General features: G+C 74.5%; 20 protein-coding genes and 1 pseudogene. 7 read left to right on the top strand and 14 right to left on the bottom strand.

The window, feature by feature from the left end; translation table 11 throughout:
- Positions 1–31: 31 nt before the first annotated feature.
- A complete protein-coding gene (locus ABZ920_RS26850; RefSeq protein ID WP_361510079.1) occupies positions 32–946 on the bottom strand; it encodes a LysR substrate-binding domain-containing protein in 915 nt (304 codons plus the stop codon).
- Positions 947–1102: 156 nt separating this feature from the next.
- Here ABZ920_RS26850 and mgrA point away from each other — a divergent pair, with 156 nt between their 5' ends.
- The gene (gene mgrA, locus ABZ920_RS26855; protein WP_361510082.1) at positions 1103–2095 is read left to right on the top strand and encodes an L-glyceraldehyde 3-phosphate reductase; all 993 of its coding nucleotides are present in this window, start codon (positions 1103–1105) and stop codon (positions 2093–2095) included.
- A 195-nt stretch (positions 2096–2290) separates the two neighbouring features.
- Here the strand turns inward: mgrA and ABZ920_RS26860 are convergent, their stop codons facing one another.
- Positions 2291–2674, bottom strand: coding sequence for a nuclear transport factor 2 family protein (locus ABZ920_RS26860; RefSeq protein ID WP_361510085.1), 384 nt, complete (start codon positions 2672–2674; stop codon positions 2291–2293).
- Between the two features lie 313 nt (positions 2675–2987).
- Here ABZ920_RS26860 and ABZ920_RS26865 point away from each other — a divergent pair, with 313 nt between their 5' ends.
- A complete protein-coding gene (locus ABZ920_RS26865; protein ID WP_361510088.1) occupies positions 2988–3398 on the top strand; it encodes a hypothetical protein in 411 nt (136 codons plus the stop codon).
- A gap of 189 nt (positions 3399–3587) precedes the next feature.
- Here the strand turns inward: ABZ920_RS26865 and ABZ920_RS26870 are convergent, their stop codons facing one another.
- The gene (locus tag ABZ920_RS26870; protein ID WP_361510091.1) at positions 3588–4925 is read right to left on the bottom strand and encodes a streptophobe family protein; all 1338 of its coding nucleotides are present in this window, start codon (positions 4923–4925) and stop codon (positions 3588–3590) included.
- A gap of 230 nt (positions 4926–5155) precedes the next feature.
- On the opposite strand from ABZ920_RS26870, the gene ABZ920_RS26875 reads away from it, so the two are divergent.
- Positions 5156–5611, top strand: coding sequence for an ATP-binding protein (locus tag ABZ920_RS26875; protein WP_361510094.1), 456 nt, complete (start codon positions 5156–5158; stop codon positions 5609–5611).
- Positions 5612–5937: 326 nt separating this feature from the next.
- On the opposite strand, the gene ABZ920_RS26880 is transcribed toward ABZ920_RS26875, so the two are convergent.
- Entirely contained in the window at positions 5938–6819 is an 882-nt protein-coding gene (locus ABZ920_RS26880) for an RNA polymerase sigma factor SigF (RefSeq protein WP_361510097.1), read from the bottom strand.
- Between the two features lie 424 nt (positions 6820–7243).
- Here ABZ920_RS26880 and ABZ920_RS26885 point away from each other — a divergent pair, with 424 nt between their 5' ends.
- Positions 7244–7723 carry a helix-turn-helix domain-containing protein gene (locus tag ABZ920_RS26885; RefSeq protein WP_361510100.1) on the top strand — a complete coding sequence of 160 codons (480 nt, stop codon included), beginning with the start codon at positions 7244–7246 and terminating at the stop codon, positions 7721–7723.
- A 194-nt stretch (positions 7724–7917) separates the two neighbouring features.
- Here ABZ920_RS26885 and ABZ920_RS26890 read toward each other — a convergent pair whose 3' ends face one another.
- Both ABZ920_RS26890 and ABZ920_RS26895 read right to left on the bottom strand, forming a co-directional pair.
- Entirely contained in the window at positions 7918–8520 is a 603-nt protein-coding gene (locus ABZ920_RS26890) for an ATP-dependent Clp protease proteolytic subunit (RefSeq protein WP_361510103.1), read from the bottom strand.
- Between the two features lie 2 nt (positions 8521–8522).
- A complete protein-coding gene (locus tag ABZ920_RS26895; RefSeq protein ID WP_361510106.1) occupies positions 8523–9176 on the bottom strand; it encodes an ATP-dependent Clp protease proteolytic subunit in 654 nt (217 codons plus the stop codon).
- A 260-nt stretch (positions 9177–9436) separates the two neighbouring features.
- Here ABZ920_RS26895 and ABZ920_RS26900 point away from each other — a divergent pair, with 260 nt between their 5' ends.
- Positions 9437–9919: a VOC family protein gene (locus ABZ920_RS26900; protein ID WP_361510109.1), complete on the top strand. Its 483-nt coding sequence runs from the start codon at positions 9437–9439 to the stop codon at positions 9917–9919.
- Between the two features lie 120 nt (positions 9920–10039).
- Here the strand turns inward: ABZ920_RS26900 and ABZ920_RS26905 are convergent, their stop codons facing one another.
- Complete coding sequence (locus ABZ920_RS26905) at positions 10040–11047, bottom strand: zinc-binding alcohol dehydrogenase family protein (RefSeq protein WP_361510174.1); 1008 nt, start codon at positions 11045–11047, stop codon at positions 10040–10042.
- A gap of 128 nt (positions 11048–11175) precedes the next feature.
- Between ABZ920_RS26905 and ABZ920_RS26910 the strand changes: the two genes are divergently transcribed.
- Positions 11176–11886, top strand: a complete 711-nt coding sequence (locus tag ABZ920_RS26910) for a ribonuclease H (protein WP_361510112.1) — start codon at positions 11176–11178, stop codon at positions 11884–11886.
- 199 nt (positions 11887–12085) lie between these two features.
- On the opposite strand, the gene ABZ920_RS26915 is transcribed toward ABZ920_RS26910, so the two are convergent.
- A complete protein-coding gene (locus ABZ920_RS26915) occupies positions 12086–12430 on the bottom strand; it encodes a hypothetical protein (protein ID WP_361510115.1) in 345 nt (114 codons plus the stop codon).
- Positions 12431–12549: 119 nt separating this feature from the next.
- On the opposite strand from ABZ920_RS26915, the gene ABZ920_RS26920 reads away from it, so the two are divergent.
- Complete coding sequence (locus tag ABZ920_RS26920; protein WP_361510118.1) at positions 12550–13080, top strand: DUF6328 family protein; 531 nt, start codon at positions 12550–12552, stop codon at positions 13078–13080.
- Positions 13081–13212: 132 nt separating this feature from the next.
- Here the strand turns inward: ABZ920_RS26920 and ABZ920_RS26925 are convergent.
- From ABZ920_RS26925 to ABZ920_RS26950, 6 genes and pseudogenes are all read right to left on the bottom strand, one after another.
- Positions 13213–13578 (bottom strand): annotated as a pseudogene (locus ABZ920_RS26925) (DUF2238 domain-containing protein); the annotation flags it as partial.
- Positions 13579–13773: 195 nt separating this feature from the next.
- On the bottom strand, positions 13774–14217 hold the full coding sequence (locus tag ABZ920_RS26930) for an SsgA family sporulation/cell division regulator (RefSeq protein ID WP_361510121.1): 444 nt from the start codon (positions 14215–14217) through the stop codon (positions 13774–13776).
- Positions 14218–14362: 145 nt separating this feature from the next.
- Positions 14363–15334, bottom strand: coding sequence for an LLM class F420-dependent oxidoreductase (locus tag ABZ920_RS26935; protein ID WP_361510124.1), 972 nt, complete (start codon positions 15332–15334; stop codon positions 14363–14365).
- A 40-nt stretch (positions 15335–15374) separates the two neighbouring features.
- The gene (locus ABZ920_RS26940; protein ID WP_361510127.1) at positions 15375–16964 is read right to left on the bottom strand and encodes a protein kinase; all 1590 of its coding nucleotides are present in this window, start codon (positions 16962–16964) and stop codon (positions 15375–15377) included.
- 384 nt (positions 16965–17348) lie between these two features.
- Complete coding sequence (locus tag ABZ920_RS26945) at positions 17349–18308, bottom strand: threonine/serine dehydratase (protein WP_361510130.1); 960 nt, start codon at positions 18306–18308, stop codon at positions 17349–17351.
- A gap of 81 nt (positions 18309–18389) precedes the next feature.
- A complete protein-coding gene (locus tag ABZ920_RS26950) occupies positions 18390–19427 on the bottom strand; it encodes a polyprenyl synthetase family protein (RefSeq protein ID WP_361510133.1) in 1038 nt (345 codons plus the stop codon).
- Positions 19428–19518: the final 91 nt, after the last annotated feature.

Genomic DNA, 19518 nt, shown 5'->3' on the forward strand with positions numbered 1-19518 from the left:
AAGTCCCGCCGGGCCGGGCCGCACCGGCCGGTCAGCCGAGGGGCGCCCCGTCGCCGGACGGCGCCGGGTGCCCCTGTCCGAGCAGGGCGACCAGAGCCCGGGCCGCCGGGCTGGTGGCCTGCTCCGGCGGCAGCAGCGCGACCGTCTCGTACTCGGTGTCGCCGGCGCCCTTGAACGGCAGCGCGGTCAGCGAGGGCCGCTTGTGCCGGAAGTGCCGCGGGACGACGGCGACGCCGAGGTTCTCGTCGACCAGGTCCAGAAGGCTGTGCACGTCGTTGACCTCCAAGGCGACCGAGCGCAGGACACCGGCGGCCGAGAAGGCGGCGTCCGTGGTGCGCCGCGGGCCCCAGTCCGGGTGGAAGTCCACGAAGACCTCGCCGCTCAGGTCCTCCGGGGCGAGGACCGCGCCGGACGCGGCCAGCCGGTGGTCCGGGTGGCACAGCACCGTCATCGGCTCGCTGGTCAGCGACACCGAGCGCAGCTGGTCGGTGTCCGCCTGCGTCCGGTAGGCGAACGCCAGGTCCAGCCGCCCGGCCGTGACCTCCTCCGCCAGCGCGCCGGAGCCCGCCTGCCGCAGCCGTATCTCCACGTCCGGGTGGCGCCGCCGGAACGCGGCGAGCAGTCCCGCCACGTGCACCCCGGCGATGCACTGCTCGGTGCCGAGGGAGAGGGTGCCGCGCAGCACGCCCTGCACCGCGGCCACCGCCTCGTGCGCCGCCCGCACCTGAGCGAGGATGCGCTCCGCCTCGCGCAGCAGCGCCCGCCCCGCCTCCGTGAGGGTCACGCGGCGGGTGGTGCGCACGAACAGGGGCGTCTGCAACTCCCGCTCCAGCGCCCGGATCGACGCCGACAGGCCCGACTGGGACACCATGAGGCGTTCCGCCGCCCGGGTGAAGTGCTGGTCCTCGGCGACCGCGACGAAGTGCTGGAGGTGGCGCAGTTCCATGATTGAGAAGCGTAGCCGCTGAATCGCATCGGATTCTTCTGTTGGACCGCTGCCCGCGGGCCGCGCGAGAGTGGTCACGGTTCCGTGATCCGCGCCGTCGTGGCCGGCGGGTCACGGGCGACCGGTCAGTTCCGTGCCAACCCGCAAGGAGTCGCGTTGTACACCGCCCACCCCGACCGTTACGCGGACATGCCCTACCGGCGCACCGGGTGCAGTGGCCTGAAGCTCCCCGCGCTGTCGCTCGGCCTGTGGCACAACTTCGGCCCGGACCGCCCGGCCGAGACCCAGCGGTCGATCCTGCGCCGCGCCTTCGACCTGGGCGTCACCCACTTCGACCTGGCCAACAACTACGGCCCGCCGCCCGGCGCCGCCGAGTCCGCCCTCGGTGAGGCGCTGCGGGCCGACTTCGCGCGCTACCGCGACGAGCTGGTGATCTCCACCAAGGCCGGCTATCTGATGTGGCCCGGCCCGTACGGCGAGTGGGGCTCCCGCAAGTACGTGCTGTCCTCGCTCGACCAGAGCCTGCGGCGGATGGGCGTGGACTACGTCGACATCTTCTACTCCCACCGCCCGGACCCGGAGACCCCCCTGGAGGAGACGATGGGCGCCCTGCACTCCGCGGTGCAGCAGGGCAAGGCGCTCTACGTCGGCGTCTCCAACTACTCCGCGGAGCAGACCCGCGAGGCCGCGCGCATCCTCGGTGAGCTCGGCACCCCGCTGCTCATCCACCAGCCGCGCTACTCGATGCTCGACCGCCGTCCCGAGGAGGAGGGCCTGCTCGACGCCCTGGACGAGCTGAACGTCGGCTCCATCGCCTACTCCCCGCTGGAGCAGGGCGTGCTGACCGCCCGCTACCTCGACGGCATCCCCGAGGACTCGCGGGCCGCCAGCGACAGCCCCTTCCTGAACTCCGACGCGGTGACCGGGGAACTCGTGGGCAGGCTGCGCGCGCTCAACGAGATCGCCGCGTCCCGCGGCCAGTCCCTGGCCCAGATGGCCCTGGCCTGGGTCCTGCGCGGCGGCCGCGTGACCTCCGCCCTCGTCGGCGCGAGCAGCCCGCGGCAGCTGGAGGACAGCGTGGCGGCCATCGGCAACCTGCACTTCGACGCGGACGAACTCGCCCGCATCGACGCGCTCGTCAAGGCGTAGACCGGCCCGGTCCGCGCAGGCCGCTCCGGCCCGCGCCGCCGGCTCCGGTCCGCGCCGCCCCGCGGGGGGAGGGGGCCGCCGGCCTTCACCCGCCCGGTGGTCCCGGCGGGCTGTCGCGCCTCGGACCGCCGTGGGCGCCGGGCCCCGACGAGCCCGGACGCCCACGGCGGTCCGTGGGCGCCGGGGGCCCGCGGCTCAGGCGCCGGCCGGCACCCGGTCCAGGAAGCCGAGCACCGTCCGGATCCGTCCCTCTCCGTCCAGGGCGATCACGTCGAACCCGGCCACCGGCGCGGCGCCGTCCGCCTCGCTCACCAGTTCCCAGGAGAACCGCGCCGTGTCGTGGTGGCCGTCCACGGCACCGGTGAGCCGGAAGGCGAAACCGGGGAACTGCTCGTGGGCCGCGGATATGACCGCCGCGATGTGCTCGTGGCCGCGGACGTCGGCGAGCGGGTCGGTGTAGGTGCCGTCCGGCGTGAAGGCGGCGGCCACCGCCTTGGTCAGCGCCTCCGGCTCGCGGGCGTTCCAGGCCTCGAGGTAGCGGGCGACGGCGCGGTCGTGACGGTCGGTGTGCGCGGACATGGCGAATCAGCCTCCATCGAGGTCGTACGTGCTGGTCGGGAACCGGATGCCGTCCCGGCGACCCGGTGCGACCACCATGCCCGGGACGTGCCGCCGGGGTCGATTACCACGGGAGTAATGCCAACGCGCCGAATACGCGCCTGATTTCGGCCATGAAGCGGTGTGAATATGCCGGCGAAGTGGCCGGAAATTCATGGTGACACTGTTTCAGGAGTCAACATACTCGAAGGTAGAGGGCCCTTTCACCGCCCAGCAGCCGCAAGGAAAGCGAGGCACGGCCGGCAACCGAGAACACGCAACGGGGGTAGGAGCAGTGCACGACGAATTCCTGTGCCATGTCACCGCGTACGGTGTGTGCGACGGCCGCCGTATCGGCGTACCGCTCGGCACCTACCGGGCGCCCACGCTGGCGCTGGCCCTGTGGTGGCTGCGCGACCGGGCCTGCTGGATCGCCGAGCGGCTCGATCCCAGTCCGGACACCCCGTACGTGCCGCCGGGCGCCCTCGCCCCGGTCCCCGACGACGTGACCGACGTCCCCGCCGTCCTGCGGGGCTGGTCCGCCGACCTCGTCCAGCAGGAGCTGGTGGCGGACGAGCTGGCGGACGGGCGGCTGGTCCGGATCGCCGTCAGCGACGAGACCACCGAGTACGAACTCCTCGCCGAGTCGGTGGACGCGCTGCGCATGCAGCGGACCCTTCCCGCGCTCGTCCTGCCGGTGGGCTGACCGGCCGCAGGACTCCGGCCGTCGTCGTTCCGCCGTCGCCCCGGCGGCGCGCACCGGGGCCGTGGCGACCCCGCCGTCGTACATCGGGACCGTGGCGGCCCCGCCGTCGCGGATGAGGTTCCCGGTCAAGGGGCCGTCGGCCACCCGGTGCGTCACCGACGGACCTCGCCGCCGGCGGCCGGTGCGCCGTCACCCGCTCGGCCCCGCACTTCGCCGCGGTTCCCGGCCCGGGCCCACCGCATTCGCCGACGTTCCGCCCCGGGCGGCGTCGGCCTCGCCCCGCCGGTGCACCCGCCGGGCCGGGAGCGCCCCGAGGATGCCGGTGACCAGCCCCCACAGGACGGCCAGGCCCAGCGCGCTCCAGACCTGGGGCCACAGCAGCAGTTCCCCGGACAGCCCGCCGCCGGGATCACCGATGCCGAGCAGGGACAGCCCGTAGTGGGCGGAGATCCTGCCGACGAGACAGACCGTGAGGACCGTGAGGGCGAGGGCGGCGGCCATGCGCAGCGCGTGCCGCCAGGCGCTCACCCCGGCCGGTGAGCGCACCGCCATCAGGAAGGCGGCGGCCGCCAGGAGCACCACGTCGGCGACCGCCAGCCACCACACCCTGGCGTCGTGCGCGGCGAGCGCCCGGAGGTCGATCGTGGCGGCGTCCGGAGTGCGCAGCACCTCGTCCAGCAGGTGCGGCATGGGCAGTCCGAACGGGCCGTCCACCCTGCCGTGCCAGGTGGCGCCCAGGCCGACGGTGAGGGCGGGCCAGGCGAGGTTCGGCAGGCCGAGCAGGATCACCGCGAACGTCTGCGCGGGATGCCCGCGGGTGGCCGCCGTGACGAGCGCGACGACGAGGCCCAGGGCCACGTACGCGAGCAGCAGGACGACCATGGCGTACGCCGCCGGGCGCACCGCGGTCCGCAGCCACGGCAGCCGGGCCGGCAGCGGCGCCCCGCGGGCCACCAGCAGGGCCAGGATCATGACCCCCGCCAGCCACAGCGTCCCGAACACCACGGTCGGCGCCACGTTCGTGGCGAAGCCGACCCGCGGCGCGAAGCCGAGAACGTCGCCGATGTCGCCGAGCAGTCCGTTGCCGAGGTCGACGGCGAAGGTCTGGCGGGCCCCGAGCGCCAGGCCGGCGAGCGCGAGGAGCCAGAGCACGGCGATCCGGGCCGCCCATCGGGCCGGCTCCCGCACCCCGGCGACCGCCCGGTGACGCAGGGGACGCAGGAAGCCCCGGGCGATCACGAGCGCCCCGGCCAGCGTGACGGACAGGGGCATCACCGTGATGCCGGCGTGCGTCTCGGCGAGGGAACCCGCGTTCCCCGACAACTCGACGCTGCCGCCGACCGCCGTCACCACGGTCGCGGCGACCACCCGGGGGAAGGCCCGGTCCGGAAGGTCCGCGGCACCGGCCGCCCACAGTCCGAGCGCGGCGACGACGCCCATGGCGACCAGCCCGGCCAGGACCGTCGCCAGGGCCTGCACCCAGCCATGCCGGGCGTCCGACGGGACGGACGGGCTTCGCCGGCTCACGCTGCCACGCTAGGCAGTCCCGCCCCGGCGCGCCCGCCGGAACGTCCGTCCGCGTCCGGCCGCAGCCGGTCCCCGTTCGCCGGAGGGTGCCGTCGGCGGCCCGCGACCTCGCCGGTGTCCTGAAAAAGAGGGCGAAGGTCACACCGGTCGGCCGGGAGTGCGCGCAGCGGCTCGGGGTACGAGCACGGGGGCAGGAGCGTCCGGCACACCGGCTTCCGAGAGAGAAACGCATGATCGAGCACCTGGACGGGGCAGTGATACCGACTGGTTTCGACGTTCCCGTGGAACCGCTGCGGCGGACGGCGCACTACACGGGGGCGCCTGGATGCATCGCTGAGGCGCGCTCGTTCACGACGTTCTTCCTCGAGCAGCTCCGAACCGAGTGGTGCGCGGACGTCGACCGCATGGCCGGCGAGGAAGTGCTCCTGGTGGTGAGCGAGCTGGTCACCAACGCGGACCGGCACAGCAACGGGCCCTACATCCTGGAGCTGGAGGGTACGGACGGCGCGGTGACCGTGTCCGTCTACGACAGCAGCCCCGCCGTGCCCCGGCGCTTCCCCCGGGACCCGCAGCGCGTGGGCCGGCACGGCCTGGAGATAGTGCACGCGCTGGCGTCCTCCGTGACGGTCGAGCGCGTTCCGGTGGGCAAGCGGGTGCGCGCCGTGGTGGCCGTGAGGCGGGCCTGAGCCCCTGCCTCCTCCGTCCCCTGCCGCGTCCCGTTCGGAATGGGACGCGGCATTGTGCTGCCCGCCTGCCCGGGCCGCGTTCCGCATCCTTGTCACCCACGCCCCGCGCCTGGCGGAACGGCTGGTGCCGGGCTTCTGCGGTGTCTGGCGGGCCGCGGTGCCTGTCGGAGGGTGCTGTGCCATGTCGGCCGTGCGCGCGTCCGCGGTGCCGGGCAGCCGGCCGCCCTGTCTCCGCCCGGAACGCCGATGCCGCTCCACGGCCAGGCGTGGTGCGGCATCTTTCGATCCTCACGGGCGCGTCGGGCGGACGCGGGCCGGCGAGAGTGTCAGGCGCAGCCGAGCTCGCCCAGCATGCCGTTGCGCAGCTGGGTGATGATGCGCTTGATCAGGCGGGAGACGTGCATCTGCGAGCAGCCGAGCCGTTCGCCGATCTCCGCCTGGGTGGCCTCCTCGACGAAGCGGAGGTGGATGATCTGGCGGTCCCGGTCGCTGAGCTGGGCGAGCAGCGGGGCGAGGGCGTGGAAGTCCTCGACGAGCTCGATGCCCTCCTCCTCCACGCCGATGAAGTCGGCGAGCACGGCCTCGCCGTCCTCGGCGCCCTCACCGGTCAGGGCGGCGTCCAGCGACGCGGAGTTGTAACCGTTGGACGCGATCTGCGCCTCGACCACCTGGTCCTCGGACAGGTTCATGAGGGTGGCCAGCTCGGCGACCGTCGGGTCGCGGTCGAGACGGCTGGAGAGCTCCTCGCGCGCCCGGGCCAGCTCCACGCGCAGCTCCTGCAGCCGGCGCGGCACGTGCACCGCCCACGTCGTGTCACGGAAGAACCGCTTGATCTCGCCGACGATGTACGGCAGCGCGAACGAGGTGAACTCCACCTCGCGCGAAAGCTCGAACCGGTCGATCGCCTTGATCAGGCCGATCATCCCGGTCTGGACGATGTCCTCCATGTCGTCGCCGCGGTTGCGGAACCGGCCGGCCGCGAACCGCACGAGCGACATGTTCATCTCGATCAGCGTGTTGCGGGCGTACTGGTACTCGTGCGTGCCCTCTTCGAGTTCCGTCAGGCGCTGGAAGAAGTGGCGGGACAGTTCCCGCGCGTCCCGCGGGGCGACGGCCCGCGGGTCGGCGACCTCCAGCGAGGGTCCATGACCCGTCCGGGTCCCCTGGGTCTCCTCGACCTCGGCCTCAGACCCGATCACGGTGTCCATTCCCTCTCCCACGTACGTCACGGTCCGGCGTCGCCGGTGCTGTGTTCCTGACGGGTCCGGCCGTGCCTCGTGGCGGCGGCCCGGCCCGCGACGGCGCGTCTACCCGGTTCACCGCAGGGTATGCCTGCCGACTCGCGGACTTTTCCGCCTCCTCCCGACGGGCGTGCGCGAAGCCGGCGCGAGCGGCTGCCGAAGCCGACGGCCGGCGGCACCGGGCGGGCCGGGCCGGATCCGGGCGGCACCGGGTTCGGCACCTTCCGCCCGACGCGCAGAGCACCCGATGCGGAACACACCCGTGCGGCGTGGACCGTGGCAGGCCGCGTGAGGACCGCATCCGACCTTCCGCGGACGCCCCGTCCCGAATTCACCGAGAGCGGAACGCCAACCCCTTCCGCCGCCGTCCCCGGCTCCTAGTCTGAAGCGGGTGACCGACCAAGCGCCGAACCAAGCCCGCGTCATCCCCCTGCGCCCGCCGGCCGCGCACCCGGGGACCGCCCGCCCAGCGTCCGACCGACCCGCCTCCGGCCCGCCGGGCGCCGCGCCCGCCACCCGTCGGTCCGCCTCGGCGCCCGCAGGGTCCGGGCGGCCCGCCGCCGCGCGGGAACCCCTGTGGCGCGACCTCGTCGGCGACGTCCTGCGGCGCCGGCGCCTGGCCCAGGAGCGCACGCTGCAGGACGTCGCCGACGCGGCCAGGATCTCCATGCCGTACCTCTCGGAGATCGAGCGGGGCCGCAAGGAGGCCTCCTCCGAGGTCCTCGCGGCCGCCGCCCGCGCCCTCGGGCTCGGCCTCGGCGACCTGCTGGCCCTGGCACAGGGAGAACTCGTCCGGCTCACGAGCCGTACGGCCCCGCGGGGCCGCGGCACCATCGACCCGCGCCGCGACGGCCTCTGCCTCGCCGCCTGACGACCCGGCGCCGCGCGTGCGGGCCGGGCACCAGGTCCCGGCCCGCCGCCTGACGACCCGGCGCCGCGCGTGTGAGCCGGGCACCAGGTCCCGGCCCGCCGCCGGCCGGCGGCGGCCGTAGCCTTCGGCCCGCCACCGGCCCGATCCGCTCGGAGCCCCCCGTCCGGCCCAGCGCCCCCGCCCGGCCCGCCGCCTCAGACGGTGGCGAGGCGTCGGCTCAGCACCTCGTCGGCCAGCCCGTACGCCACCGCCTCGGACGCGGTGAACACCTTGTCGCGGTCCATGGCGGCGCGCAGGGTCGCCGCGTCGTGGTGGGTGTGGCGGGCGAGGACCTCCTCCACCTGGGCGCGGATCCGGACCATCTCCTTGGCCTGGAGCGCCAGGTCCGACACCGTGCCCTGCCGGCCACCGCTCGCCGGCTGCCCGAGCAGCACGCGCGCGTGCTCCAGGACGAACCGCCGCCCGGGATCCCCGCCGGCCAGCAGCACCGCCGCCGTCGAGGCCGCCTGCCCGACGCAGAAGGTGGAGATCGGCGCCTGCACGAACGTCATCGTGTCGTAGATCGCCATCAGCGAGGTGAACGAGCCGCCGGGGGAGTTGATGTAGAGCGCGATCTCCTGCTCCGGGGCCGCCGACTCCAGGTGGAGGAGCTGCGCGATGATCACGTTGGCGACGCCGTTGTCGATCTCGGTGCCGAGGAAGATGATCCGCTCCGACAGCAGGCGGCTGAACACGTCGTACGACCGCTCGCCCTGCGGTGTGCGCTCGACGACGTTCGGAATCGTGTACGTCCCCATGTCTACAGCCCCATCCGTCGCCGGGTGGCGGCCGGGCGGACGTCGGCGAACGACGCCACCACCCGGTCCACGATCCCGTACTCCCGGGCCTCCTCGGCGGTGAACCACCGGTCGCGGTCGCCGTCCCGGGCGATGGTCTCCGGGCTCTGGCCGGTGTGTTCGGCGGTGATCCGCTCGATGGTGCGCTTGGTGAACTCCAGGTTCTCCGCCTGGATCTCGACGTCCGCGGTGGTGCCGCCGATCCCGGCCGACGGCTGGTGCATCATGATCCGCGCGTTGGGCAGCGCGAACCGCTTGCCGGGTGCGCCGACACCGAGCAGGAACTGGCCCATGCTGGCGGCGAACCCCATCGCGAGGGTCGAGACGTCGTTCGGGACGAGGCGCATCGTGTCGTAGATCGCGAGGCCGGCGTGCACCGAGCCGCCTGGGCTGTTGATGAACAGGCTGATGTCGGTCCGGGGGTCCTCCGCCGACAGGATCAGCAGCTGGGCGCAGACCCGGTTCGCGGAGACCTCGTCGACCTGGGTGCCCAGCAGCACGATCCGCTGGTCGAGCAGCTGGGCGGCCAGGTGGTCGTCGAAGCGGGTCGGAGGGGTCTCGCCCTCCTCGGCCCGCGGCGTCAGGACCGGTGGGCGGCGGGTGGTGAGTGGGTGCATCGGCGCTCCTCGTCGAGTGGTCGAGTCGGGTCGGACGCGGCGTGCTCGCCGCTGCGCCCACTCTCGGCGGGGGAGCCGGGGGCGCGGGGATTTCTCTGCCCGCGGCAGATTCGCCACGGGCGGAGCGCGGCCGGGGCGGGGAAGCGGCGGCCGGAAGCGCCCCGGTGCCGGCAGGCGGCGCATGTCCGGCGCGACCGATGAGTTCCGGGCCGCGCGGCGGTCATCACCGACGACCGCGTTCCACGCTCCAGGAGGTTGCCATGCCGGCTGACGGATTCACGACGTGTCTCTGGTTCGACGGCCAGGCCGAGGAGGCCGCCCACTTCTACGTCTCCGTCTTCAAGAACTCCCGCATCGGACGGATCACCCGCTCCACCGCGGCCGGTCCGGGACCCGAGGGCTCGGTGGTCGTCGTCGAGTTCACGGCCAACGGCCACCGGTTCGTCGCGCTGAACGGCGGACCGCAGTTCAGGTTCGACGAGGCGATCTCCTTCCAGATCCACTGCGCGGACCAGGAGGAGGTCGACCACTACTGGAGCAAACTCACCGAGGGCGGCGGCCGGCCGGGGCCCTGCGGCTGGCTCAAGGACAGGTACGGCGTCTCCTGGCAGGTGATCCCGGACGGCCTCGTCGACATGATCGGCGACCCGGACCCCGAGAAGGCGGCCCGCACCACACGCGCGATGCTCGCGATGGGCAAGCTGGACATCGCCGCCCTGAAGAAGGCGTACGCGGGGGAGTGACGGGGGACCGCCCGGCCCGCTCTCCCACCGCGGGGGAGCACGCCGGGCGGACTCCGGCCGGCGGCGGCCCCGGCCCGTGCGTGTCCGCGGAGGGCGGCGGAGCCGGGCAGCCGTGACCGGTCAGGAGAGGTCGTTGACCAGGACCGCGGCCCCGTCGAAGCGGCCCGCCTTCAGGTCCTTAAGCGCCTGCCGCGCCTGCGAGAGCGGATACGGGTGGGTGGTGGCGCGTACGCCGTGCCGCGCGGCCAGCGCCAGGAACTCCCGGCCGTCCTCGCGGGTGTTCGCGGTGACGCTGCGCAGCTCCTTCTCGTAGAACAGCTCGCGCTCGTAGCGCAGGGGCGGGACGTCGCTCAGGTGGATCCCGGCGACCGCCAGGACGCCGCCGCGGTCCAGGGCCCGCAGCGCCACCGGGACCAGGTCGCCCACCGGGGCGAACAGGATCGCGCTGTCCAGCGGCTCCGGCGGCCGCGCGTAGGCGTCCCCGGCCGAGGCCGCCCCCAGCTCCAGTGCCAGGCGCTGCGCGGCCGGACCCCGGGTCAGCACGTGGACCGTGGCACCCTGGGCGAGCGCCAGCTGTGCGCACAGGTGGGCGCTGCCGCCGAACCCGTACAGGCCGAGCCGCCCGCCCGGGGGCAGCGACGCCCGCTTCAGGGCGCGGTAGCCGATGATGCCCGCGCACAGGAGCGGGGCCGCCGCCACGTCGTCGACGCCGCCGGGCAGGCGGTATGCGAAGGCGGCCGGGACGGTGGTGTACTCGGCGTATCCGCCGTCGGCGTCCCAGCCGGTGTACCGCGACGACGGGCACAGGTTCTCCGCGCCACGGACGCAGTACGTGCAGGTGCCGTCGGTGCGCCTCAGCCAGGCCACCCCCACCCTGTCGCCGGGCTGGAAACCGGTGACCGCCGCGCCGAGGCCCGCCACGACCCCGACGACCTCGTGTCCGGGCGTGACACCCGTCCGGCGCACTGGCAGATCGCCCTCGGCGACGTGCAGGTCGGTGCGGCACACCCCGCACGCCCGTACGTGCACGAGCAGCTCGTCGTCCCCGGGCACCGGAACCGGCCTCCCGAGAAGCTCCAGGGGATCCCGTTCCACCGGCCCGGGGGTGGTCACCGCCCATGCCCGCATCGTCGTGCCGTCCGCCATACCGTGCCCCGTCTCCCGCGGCCCGCCCGTGTCGCCCTCCAGTGTGGGTGCAGGTGCGCGTCCGCGTCGGCCCGGCGCACGGTGTTCGCCCCGGGCCCGCCCGCAATGGCATGATCGGGCACATGGGTGAACGTGTGGTGGCCGCGTGCGACGGGGCGTCGAAGGGGAATCCGGGGCCGGCGGGCTGGGCGTGGGTGGTCTCCGACGACCTGCGGACTGCGGCCCGGTGGGAGGCGGGGCCGCTGGGCAGGGCCACCAACAACGTCGCCGAGCTCACCGCCCTGGAGCGCCTGCTGACGGCCACGGACCCCGGCGTGCCGCTGGAGGTCCGCATGGACTCGCAGTACGCGATGAAGGCCGTGACCACCTGGCTGCCCGGCTGGAAGCGCAACGGCTGGCGGACGGCCGCCGGGAAGCCGGTGGCCAACCAGGAGCTGGTCGTGCGGATCGACGAACTGCTCGACGGCCGCACGGTCGACTTCCGTTACGTGCCCGCCCACCAGGTCGACGGCGACCCGCTCAACGACTTCGCCGACCGGGCCGCCAGCCAGGCGGCGACCGCCCAGGAGCCCGCGGGCAGCGCCCTCGGCTCGCCGGAGCCGCCGCCCTCGCCCACCGCCCCCGCCTCCGCCGCGCCGCGCCGGGGGACGGCCGGCGCCAAGGGCGGCCGGGCGCGCGGCGGCGGGTCGTCGGCGCGCACGATCAAGGCGAAGTTCCCGGGCCGCTGCACGTGCGGGCGCTCCTACCAGGCCGGCGAGCCCATCGCCAAGAACCCGCAGGGCTGGGGCCATCCGGAATGCCGCACGGCGGCCGCCGGATAGCGGCCCCTGGGCAGCGCCCGGGCTACCCCCGGACGGACTACGGCTCGCCGGCCCCGTCCTGCGGATCGTCCTCGCGCTCCCGCAGGGCGAGCACTCGCGGACCGGGCGGCGCCGTGCCGGGCCGGGCCGCGCGGGGCGCGGGGACGTGCGACGGCCGGGAGCGCTGGGGCGCTCCCGGCCGTTCGTCTGCGGCGGTGGTTCAGGGTTCCAGGTGCAGCTGCCGCTCCTGCTCCTGGTCGCCCGCGGCCGCTCCCTCGTCCCGTGAGGTGAACGCCTGGGTCAGTGCGTCGCTCGCCTTCCGCACGGCCTCCGGGGAGCCCTGGACGGTCACCGCGACCGGCGCGGACAGCCGGCCGCCGGCACCCGCCTCGCCGGGCGCCCCCTCCGCCGTGGCGTCGGAGAAGGTGGCCGTACGGATGGTGGCGTTTTCGTCGGCGGGGAGCTCGTCCGCCGCCCCGAAGACGCCTTCCAGCGTCTTGACGACCGCTCGGGCGTCGGCGATCTCGCCGCCGTCGATCGTCACCGTGAGCTGTGTGCCGGACATCGGCCAGGACCTCCTCGACTGCGCTGCGTGCGTCCCGGACCGGGTAACCGTTGGATGATCGCTCAAACAACCCGCTGACCGGGCACGTTTGCCGTCCGCCGGGGAACGTGCGACGACAGATGAGTCGGACAGTCGGACAAAGGGGAGGCAGTGTGTCGGTCGTGGGAGAGGGTGCGGACAAGCGCCGGGGACGCAACGAGACCGAGGAGGAGAGGGCCGACCGGAAGTGGGGCGAACTCATACAGGAGGTGCGCGTCGCCCAGACCGGTGTGCAGATCCTGTTCGGTTTCCTGCTGACCGTGGTGTTCCAGCCGAAGTACGCCACCCTGGAGCACTCCAACCAGATGATCTACATCCTCACGGTCGTCCTGGGCGCCTGCGCCACCGGCGCGCTCATCGGCCCGGTGTCCCTGCACCGCCTCGTGGCCGGGCGGCGCGTCAAGCCGCAGGCCGTGCGCTGGGCCTCCCGCATGACGTTCATCGGCCTCGTGCTGCTGCTGGCGACGATGACCTCGTCACTGCTGCTGATCCTCAGGGTGGCCACCCATGACGGCTGGGTGCCGTACCTGGTCACGGGCGTGGTCCTCTGGTACGTGCTGTTCTGGTTCGCCGTGCCGCTGTGGACCCGGCGCCGCTACACGGCCCGCTGACGCGGTGAGGGCGGCGAGCTGCCGGTCGTGCGCCCGGGCGAGGACCGAGACCGAGAGGGTCGCGCCCGCCAGGGCGCAGAACATGTCCCACCGGGTGTCCCGGACATCGCCCTGGGTGGCGAGGAACGCGTCCGCGCCGTGGCCGCCGATCAGCGCCGCCGTCCACTCCAGCAGTTCGAAGCAGGCGCTGAAGGCCAGGCAGGCGCACACCGTCAGGGGCGCCAGCCAGCGGCTGCCGCGCAATGGAGAGGTGCGGACGAGCAGTTCGCGCACCAGCACGGCCGGGACCAAGCCCTGGACGAGGTGGCCGAACCGGTCGTAGGGGTTGCGGTCCAGGCCGAAGGCGTCCCGCACCCAGTCGCCCGCGGGCACCCGGGCGTAGGTGCAGTGACCGCCCACGAGCAGCACCAGCGCGTGCGCGGCCGGCAGGCAGCACAGCAGGTTCGTGAGCGGGAAGCGCCGGCGCAGAACAACGGCCGGGGCCAGCCCGGCCGGCACCCAGAAGGTTTCCAGCAGCCAGGTCGTGCGGTCGCGCGGCTGCCAAGGCCGAAACGGCCGTCGCCGCGGCCACCGCGGCCATCAGGGCGGCGGGCAGGACGCGGCGTGGACCGGTGTGCGCAGGGAACATGACGGGGCTCCTCGGCGTGGTGAGCCCCATCGTGGCGGAGCCGCGCGGCGGCGGCGTGAGTACCGCTACTCGGGTCGCGGTGCGCGGCTTTCCGCGAGGACCTCCGCCAGGAAGTCGTCCACCCGGATCTCCTCACGGCCGGGCGGGACGAGCTCGTGCGTCTCGCGCAGGAAGGCCGCGATGCCCGGCGCCCAGGCGAACACCGCCGCGTGGTGCCGTTCGCCGTCCGGGTGGGTGTCGCCGTAGAAGTCCATGCGCAGCTCCTCCCACAGACCGCTCGACACGGGGCGGAAGCGGACATCCCCGACGCCCACCGGCCGGCGCAGTCCCTCGCCGAGCATCTCCCGGTCCAGCTTCCACCGGGCGAGCACCCGTCCATCGTGGCTGAATACCGCCGTCACGGCGAACGGGTCGTCGGAGTCGTAACTCAGGTGCGCCAGCACGGGGAAGCGGTCCGCCGTACCGGCCTGCAGCTGCATGACCAGGGACTTGTGCACGTGTGAGCTCACGAGTGGCCTTCCGAGAACGCGGGGACGTAGAGCCCTCTAGTACCCCCTGCACGCGCACAATGCTCAGGCTCAGGGGTGATTCTCGCCGGATGGCCGCGTGTCGCGATGGACACTCCCGGCAATCCGGTCGAATGGCCGCAAGGGTTCAGTCCAGCGCGTCGTGCAGCGCGGGCAGCAGGGTCTTCGCCGACCAGTCCAGGAACGCCCCCTGCGACTCGCCACCGATCTGCACCAGCGCGACCTCGGTGAACCCGGCCTCGGCGTACGGGCGCACGGCCTCCACGAAGACCTCCGGGTCGTCACCGCACGGGATCGACTCCGCCACGTCCTCCGGCCTGACGAACTGTGTCGCCGACTCGAACGAGTCCGGGTGGGGGAGTTCGGCGTTGACCTTCCAGCCGCTGCCGAACCAGCGGAACTGCTCGTGCGCGCGCCGGACGGCCGCGTCGCGGTCGGGGTCGTAGCAGACGGGCAGCTGACCCACGCGCGGCTTGCCCTCGCCGCCGTGACGGTCGAAGGCCTCCAGCAGACCCGGCTTGGGCTCCGTGGCGATGACGAGGTCGGCGAGCCGGCCCGCGAGGCGGCAGGACTGCTCGCCGGAGACCGCGATGCCGATGGGCGGCGCCTGGTCCGGCAGGTCCCACAGGCGGGCGGAGTCCACGTCGAAGTGCGTGCCGTGGTGGGTCACGTGCCCGCCCTCGAACAGCGCGCGGATGATCTCGACGGCCTCCTCGAACATCTCGTGGCGCAGGTCGACGGCCGGCCAGCCGGCGCCCACGACGTGCTCGTTGAGGTTCTCGCCCGAACCGAGCCCGAGCCGGAACCTGCCCTCGGACAGCAGCTGCATCGTGGCCGCCTTCTGCGCCACGACCGCCGGGTGGTAGCGGAACGTCGGACAGGTCACGTACGTCATCAGGGGGATGCGCGAGGTCGCCTGGGCCGCCGCGCCGAGGACGCTCCACGCGTACGGCGCGTGTCCCTGCGCGCGCAGCCACGGGAAGTAGTGGTCGGAGGTCACGGAGAAGTCGAACCCGACCTCCTCGGCCCGCACCACGTGGCCGACCAGCTCACGGGGCCCGGCCTGCTCGGTCATCATCGTGTATCCGATTTGCACCATCACCTGTGAGTTCCCCCCACGGACAGCCGAAAACGGCGGATCAGTCCGGCCCCGGCCGGAACGTCGCGAGGAACACCTTCAGCGCCTGCCGGTTCACCGCCGTGCCGAAGTCGGCGGCCGGGGTCGTCCAGCGCAGCGAGAAGCTGCGCCGGCCACCGAGGAGGAAGCCGCGGCCGAACGTGCGCACCCGGTCCTCGCCGGTCCCGGACAGCCAGTCCATGTCCGCGGCGCTGCGTCCCTGGTACGTCGTCGCCCGGATCTCGCCGACCCGCCGGTACCCGCCCGTCCGCTTCATGCCGGGCTCGACCTCGTCCCGCCACACGGCGACCGGATCGGGGCCGGCGCCTTCGCTGTAGGTGACCGCGAGGGTGCGCGCGTCACCGTTCGCGCCGAACGTCACGCGGTAGGCCGGGCCGGGCACCCGCGTGGTGCGCAGCCGCGTCCAGTCCGCGGGAAGGGCGACGGAGAAGCCCTCCGGGGCGCGGTACAGGCGGTAGCCGGACGGCACGGCCGGCGGCGTGGCGGTCGGGGACGGCCGCGGCGGGCGGCCCCCGGCGCTCCCGCCCGGCGAGGAGGCGGTGGCGGAGGCGGGGGGACGGTCCGCCGGGCCGCCGGCGGAGGGGGTGCCGCCTGTACCGGTGCCGGGCAGCCGGTGGGTCGCGGCCAGGACGGCGAGACCGATGGTGACGACGGCCAGGGCCGTGCCCGCGGCCAGGGTGCGCCGGCTCCAGGACCGGCCCGCGTGGCGGGCCGCGGCGCAGACACCGCGCAGCCGGGGCCGGGGCGGCGCCGCCGCGCCGGCCGTGCCCGGGTCCTCCCTGAGGGCGCGGGCCAGCGCGTCACGGACGACGGGAGCGGTCAGCCGCTCCCGGGCGTCCTTGCGGAGCAGGCCCTGCACCGCCCGTGCGAGCGGCCCGGCGCGCTGCGGGTTGCGCAGCGGCAGCCGGTCCACGCTCCTCAGCGTGGCCTCGAAGGGGCCACGGTCGCGGAACGGCGGGCGGCCCTCGACCATCGTGTAGAGGACCGCGCCGAGCGCCCACAGATCGGCCGCCGGGCCGATGCGTTCGTCCCGCGCCTGCTCCGGAGAGGCGAACGACGGCGCGGTGACCCGCGGTGCCAGGGTCGCGCCCACCAGCCCGAAGCCGGCCACCACGACCCCGCCCTGCGCCCGCACGAACACCTGGCCCGGGCTGAGTTCGCCGTGGGTGATGCCCTCGGCGTGCGCGGCCTCCAGCACGTCGAGCAGCTCCAGTCCGATGCGGGCGGTGCGCACGTACGAGAACGTGCCCTTCTGGGCGAGAAGTTCGCCCAGCGGCGTGCCGTCGATCCACTCGGTGACGGTCCACAGCATGCCCGCCTCGGTGACGGCGTCGACGACCGTGGCGACCCGGTCGGGCCGCAGCAGGCCCATCGCCTCGGACGTCCGCAGAACGCGCGCGGTGATCCGGCGGGCGGTGCCCTCGTCGGCGCCTTCCGGGAGGCCCACCTGCGTCAGCAGGCGGGGGCGCGCCGCGTCGACGTCCTCGCCGTACCAGCAGACGCGGTTCGTCTCGCGGTGGACGACCTCAAGGAGCCGGTAGCGTCCGGCGATCAACTCGTGTGCGCAGACGTGCTCCTGGCCCATGGTCATCCCTCGCTGAAGCGCCGGCTCTCACCTTTCCCTGTGGTACGGGGGTCGCGGGGGGAGGTGTTCAAAGATTCCTCGACCGGACGGTCGTTCCTGCCTTTTATTCAACCGCGTTGAGCAAGTGTACGAAGAATTTCGGACGCACGGTGCCGGCAAGGGCTTCCCATCGCACCTCGGGCAGGAGGACCCGGGGCCCGGACGGCGGCCGTCCGCGCGGGGAGGACCACGGAAAACGCCGTGTGCCGTCCGGGCACGGACGACCCCTACCAACGCGCCGCGAATTTCCACGACTCGAATACCGGCATCCGACCTGGTGGTAACCCGCGGTACGCGGGATCGGCGGCCGAATTCCGGCCCACGGCGGGCGCGAGCGTTTTCCCGGCGTCCTCAGCGCAGCCCGAATCGCTCTGCCCAGGCGCCGATGTCCGCGGTCGTCACGTTGCCCCCGCACACCACCAGTCCGAGCCGCGCGCCCGGCCCCACCCGCTCCCGTACCCGCCGGGCGGCCGGCAGGAGGCAGCCGGCGGCGGGCTCGGCCCACACCTTGGCGTGCTCGGCCAGGTCGAGACACCCCCGCACCGCCTCCCGGTCCGGGACCACGAGGACGTCCGTGACCAGGGCGGCCACATGGTCGTAGGTCAGCTGCGACACGGACGGGGCGCTCAGGGTCGACACGACCGACGACAGCGCCACCGGCACCGGTCCGCCCGCCGCCAGCGCCTCGGACATCGCCTGCGCGCCCTCTGTCTCCACGCCCCAGACCCTGACGCCGGGGCGGAGCGCCCGCAGTGCCGCCGCCACACCGGAGATGAGACCGCCGCCGCCGACGCTGACCAGGACGTCGGTGAGGTCGCCGGCGTCCGCTGCCAGCTCCCGCCCGACCGTGCCCTGTCCGGCGACGACGACCGGGTCGTCGAAGGGGTGGACGAGGGTGAGCCCCTCGTCCGCCAGCCGCGCCGACAGCGCGAAGGCCTCGCCCATGCCGTCGGCCGGCCGCACCGACGCCCCGGCCGCCTCCGCGATCTCCACCGACCGGGCGGGGGCCGTCCGCGGCATGACCACGGTGGCCTTCACGTCGAGGGCCGCCGCCATCACCGCGAGCGCGATCCCGTGGTTGCCGCCGCTCACCGCGACCACGCCCGCCGCCCGTTCGGCTGCGCCGAGCGACAGCAGCTTCGCCGTCGCGCCGCGCGCCTTGAACGAGCCGGTGCGCTGCAGCAGTTCCAGCTTCGCGGTCACCGGGACGCCGAGCAGCGCGGACAGGCCGGGGCTGGGCACGGTGGGAGTGCGGACGACGTGTCCGGCGATCCGTTCGGCCGCGGCGTCGATCTCCGAGATGCCGATCAAGGCGGTCACCCTTCCGGCGCGGGGGAGAGGGAAGCCGCGCCGTCCGCACCCTCACCCGGCGGGGCGGCCGCGGTCAACGGTTCACAGGTCGCGGCCGACGAGGTAGTCCAGCACCGCCTCCAGTTCGGCGGCGGCCGGGGCCGCCATCGGGACCGCGGCCAGAGCCGCCCGCACGGCGGCGACCTGCCGGCGGGCCTCGGCCAGCGCCGCCGTGCGGCCGCCGGCCGCTTCGATCAGCGCCGCCGCCTCGGCGGGGTCACCGGCCGATTCCAGCAGGGCGGCCAGCCGCCGGGCGGCCGGACCGGGCGAGTCCAGCGCCGCCAGCACGGGGAACGTCTTCTTGCGCTCGCGCAGATCCGCGTGGACCGGCTTGCCGGTGACCGCGGGATCGCCCCACAGGCCGAGCACGTCGTCCACGATCTGGAAGGCGACGCCGAGGTGGCGCCCGGCCCGGTCCAGCGCGTCGGCGGTCGCCGCGGGCGCCCCGCCGAGCACCGCGCCCAGGGCGGCGGCGCAGCCCAGCAGCGAGCCCGTCTTGTGCACGGCCAGGGCCCGGTACGCCTCGGGCCGCACGCGGTCCGGCCCGAGGTACGGGCGCGCGGCGAACAGCAGGTCGTCGGCCTGACCGCGCACCAGGTCGGCGAGCGCCGCGGACAGCAGGCGCACGCCCGCGGCACCGCCGGGGGCGGCGGCGAGCGTCTCGACGGCCAGCGCGAACAGGGCGTCGCCCGCGAGGACGGCCGGGCCCGTGCCGTAGGCCTTCCAGACGGCCGGGCGGCGCCGCCGGGTGGCGTCGCCGTCCATGATGTCGTCGTGCAGCAGGGAGAAGGTGTGCACCAGCTCCACCGCGACGGCGGCGGCGACACCCGCCCGGCCGGGCGCCCCGGCCGCCTCGGCGCCCAGCACCGCCAGTGCCTGCCGCACGCCCTTGCCGCCGGGCGCGGCCACCGGGGCACCGCCGACCTCGCACCAGCCCAGGGCGTACGACGCCATCTCGCCCACCCACGGATGCAGCCGCCCGACGGCCTCCGCCAGCGCGGGCCGGACCAGCGACCGGCAGCGGTCCAGGACGTCGGCCGCCGCGGGTGCCGCCGGCACGGCCGGCGACGGCGCGGTCATCGCCCGGCTCCCGTGCCGACGGGGGACGTGCCCGGGCCGGCGTGGCCGCGGGCCCCGGCCGGACCGCCGGGGGCGGTGGCGGGGGAGACGG

The sequence above is a fragment of the Streptomyces sp. NPDC046831 genome (assembly GCF_040645305.1).
In the GTDB taxonomy this organism is placed as follows: domain Bacteria; phylum Actinomycetota; class Actinomycetes; order Streptomycetales; family Streptomycetaceae; genus Streptomyces.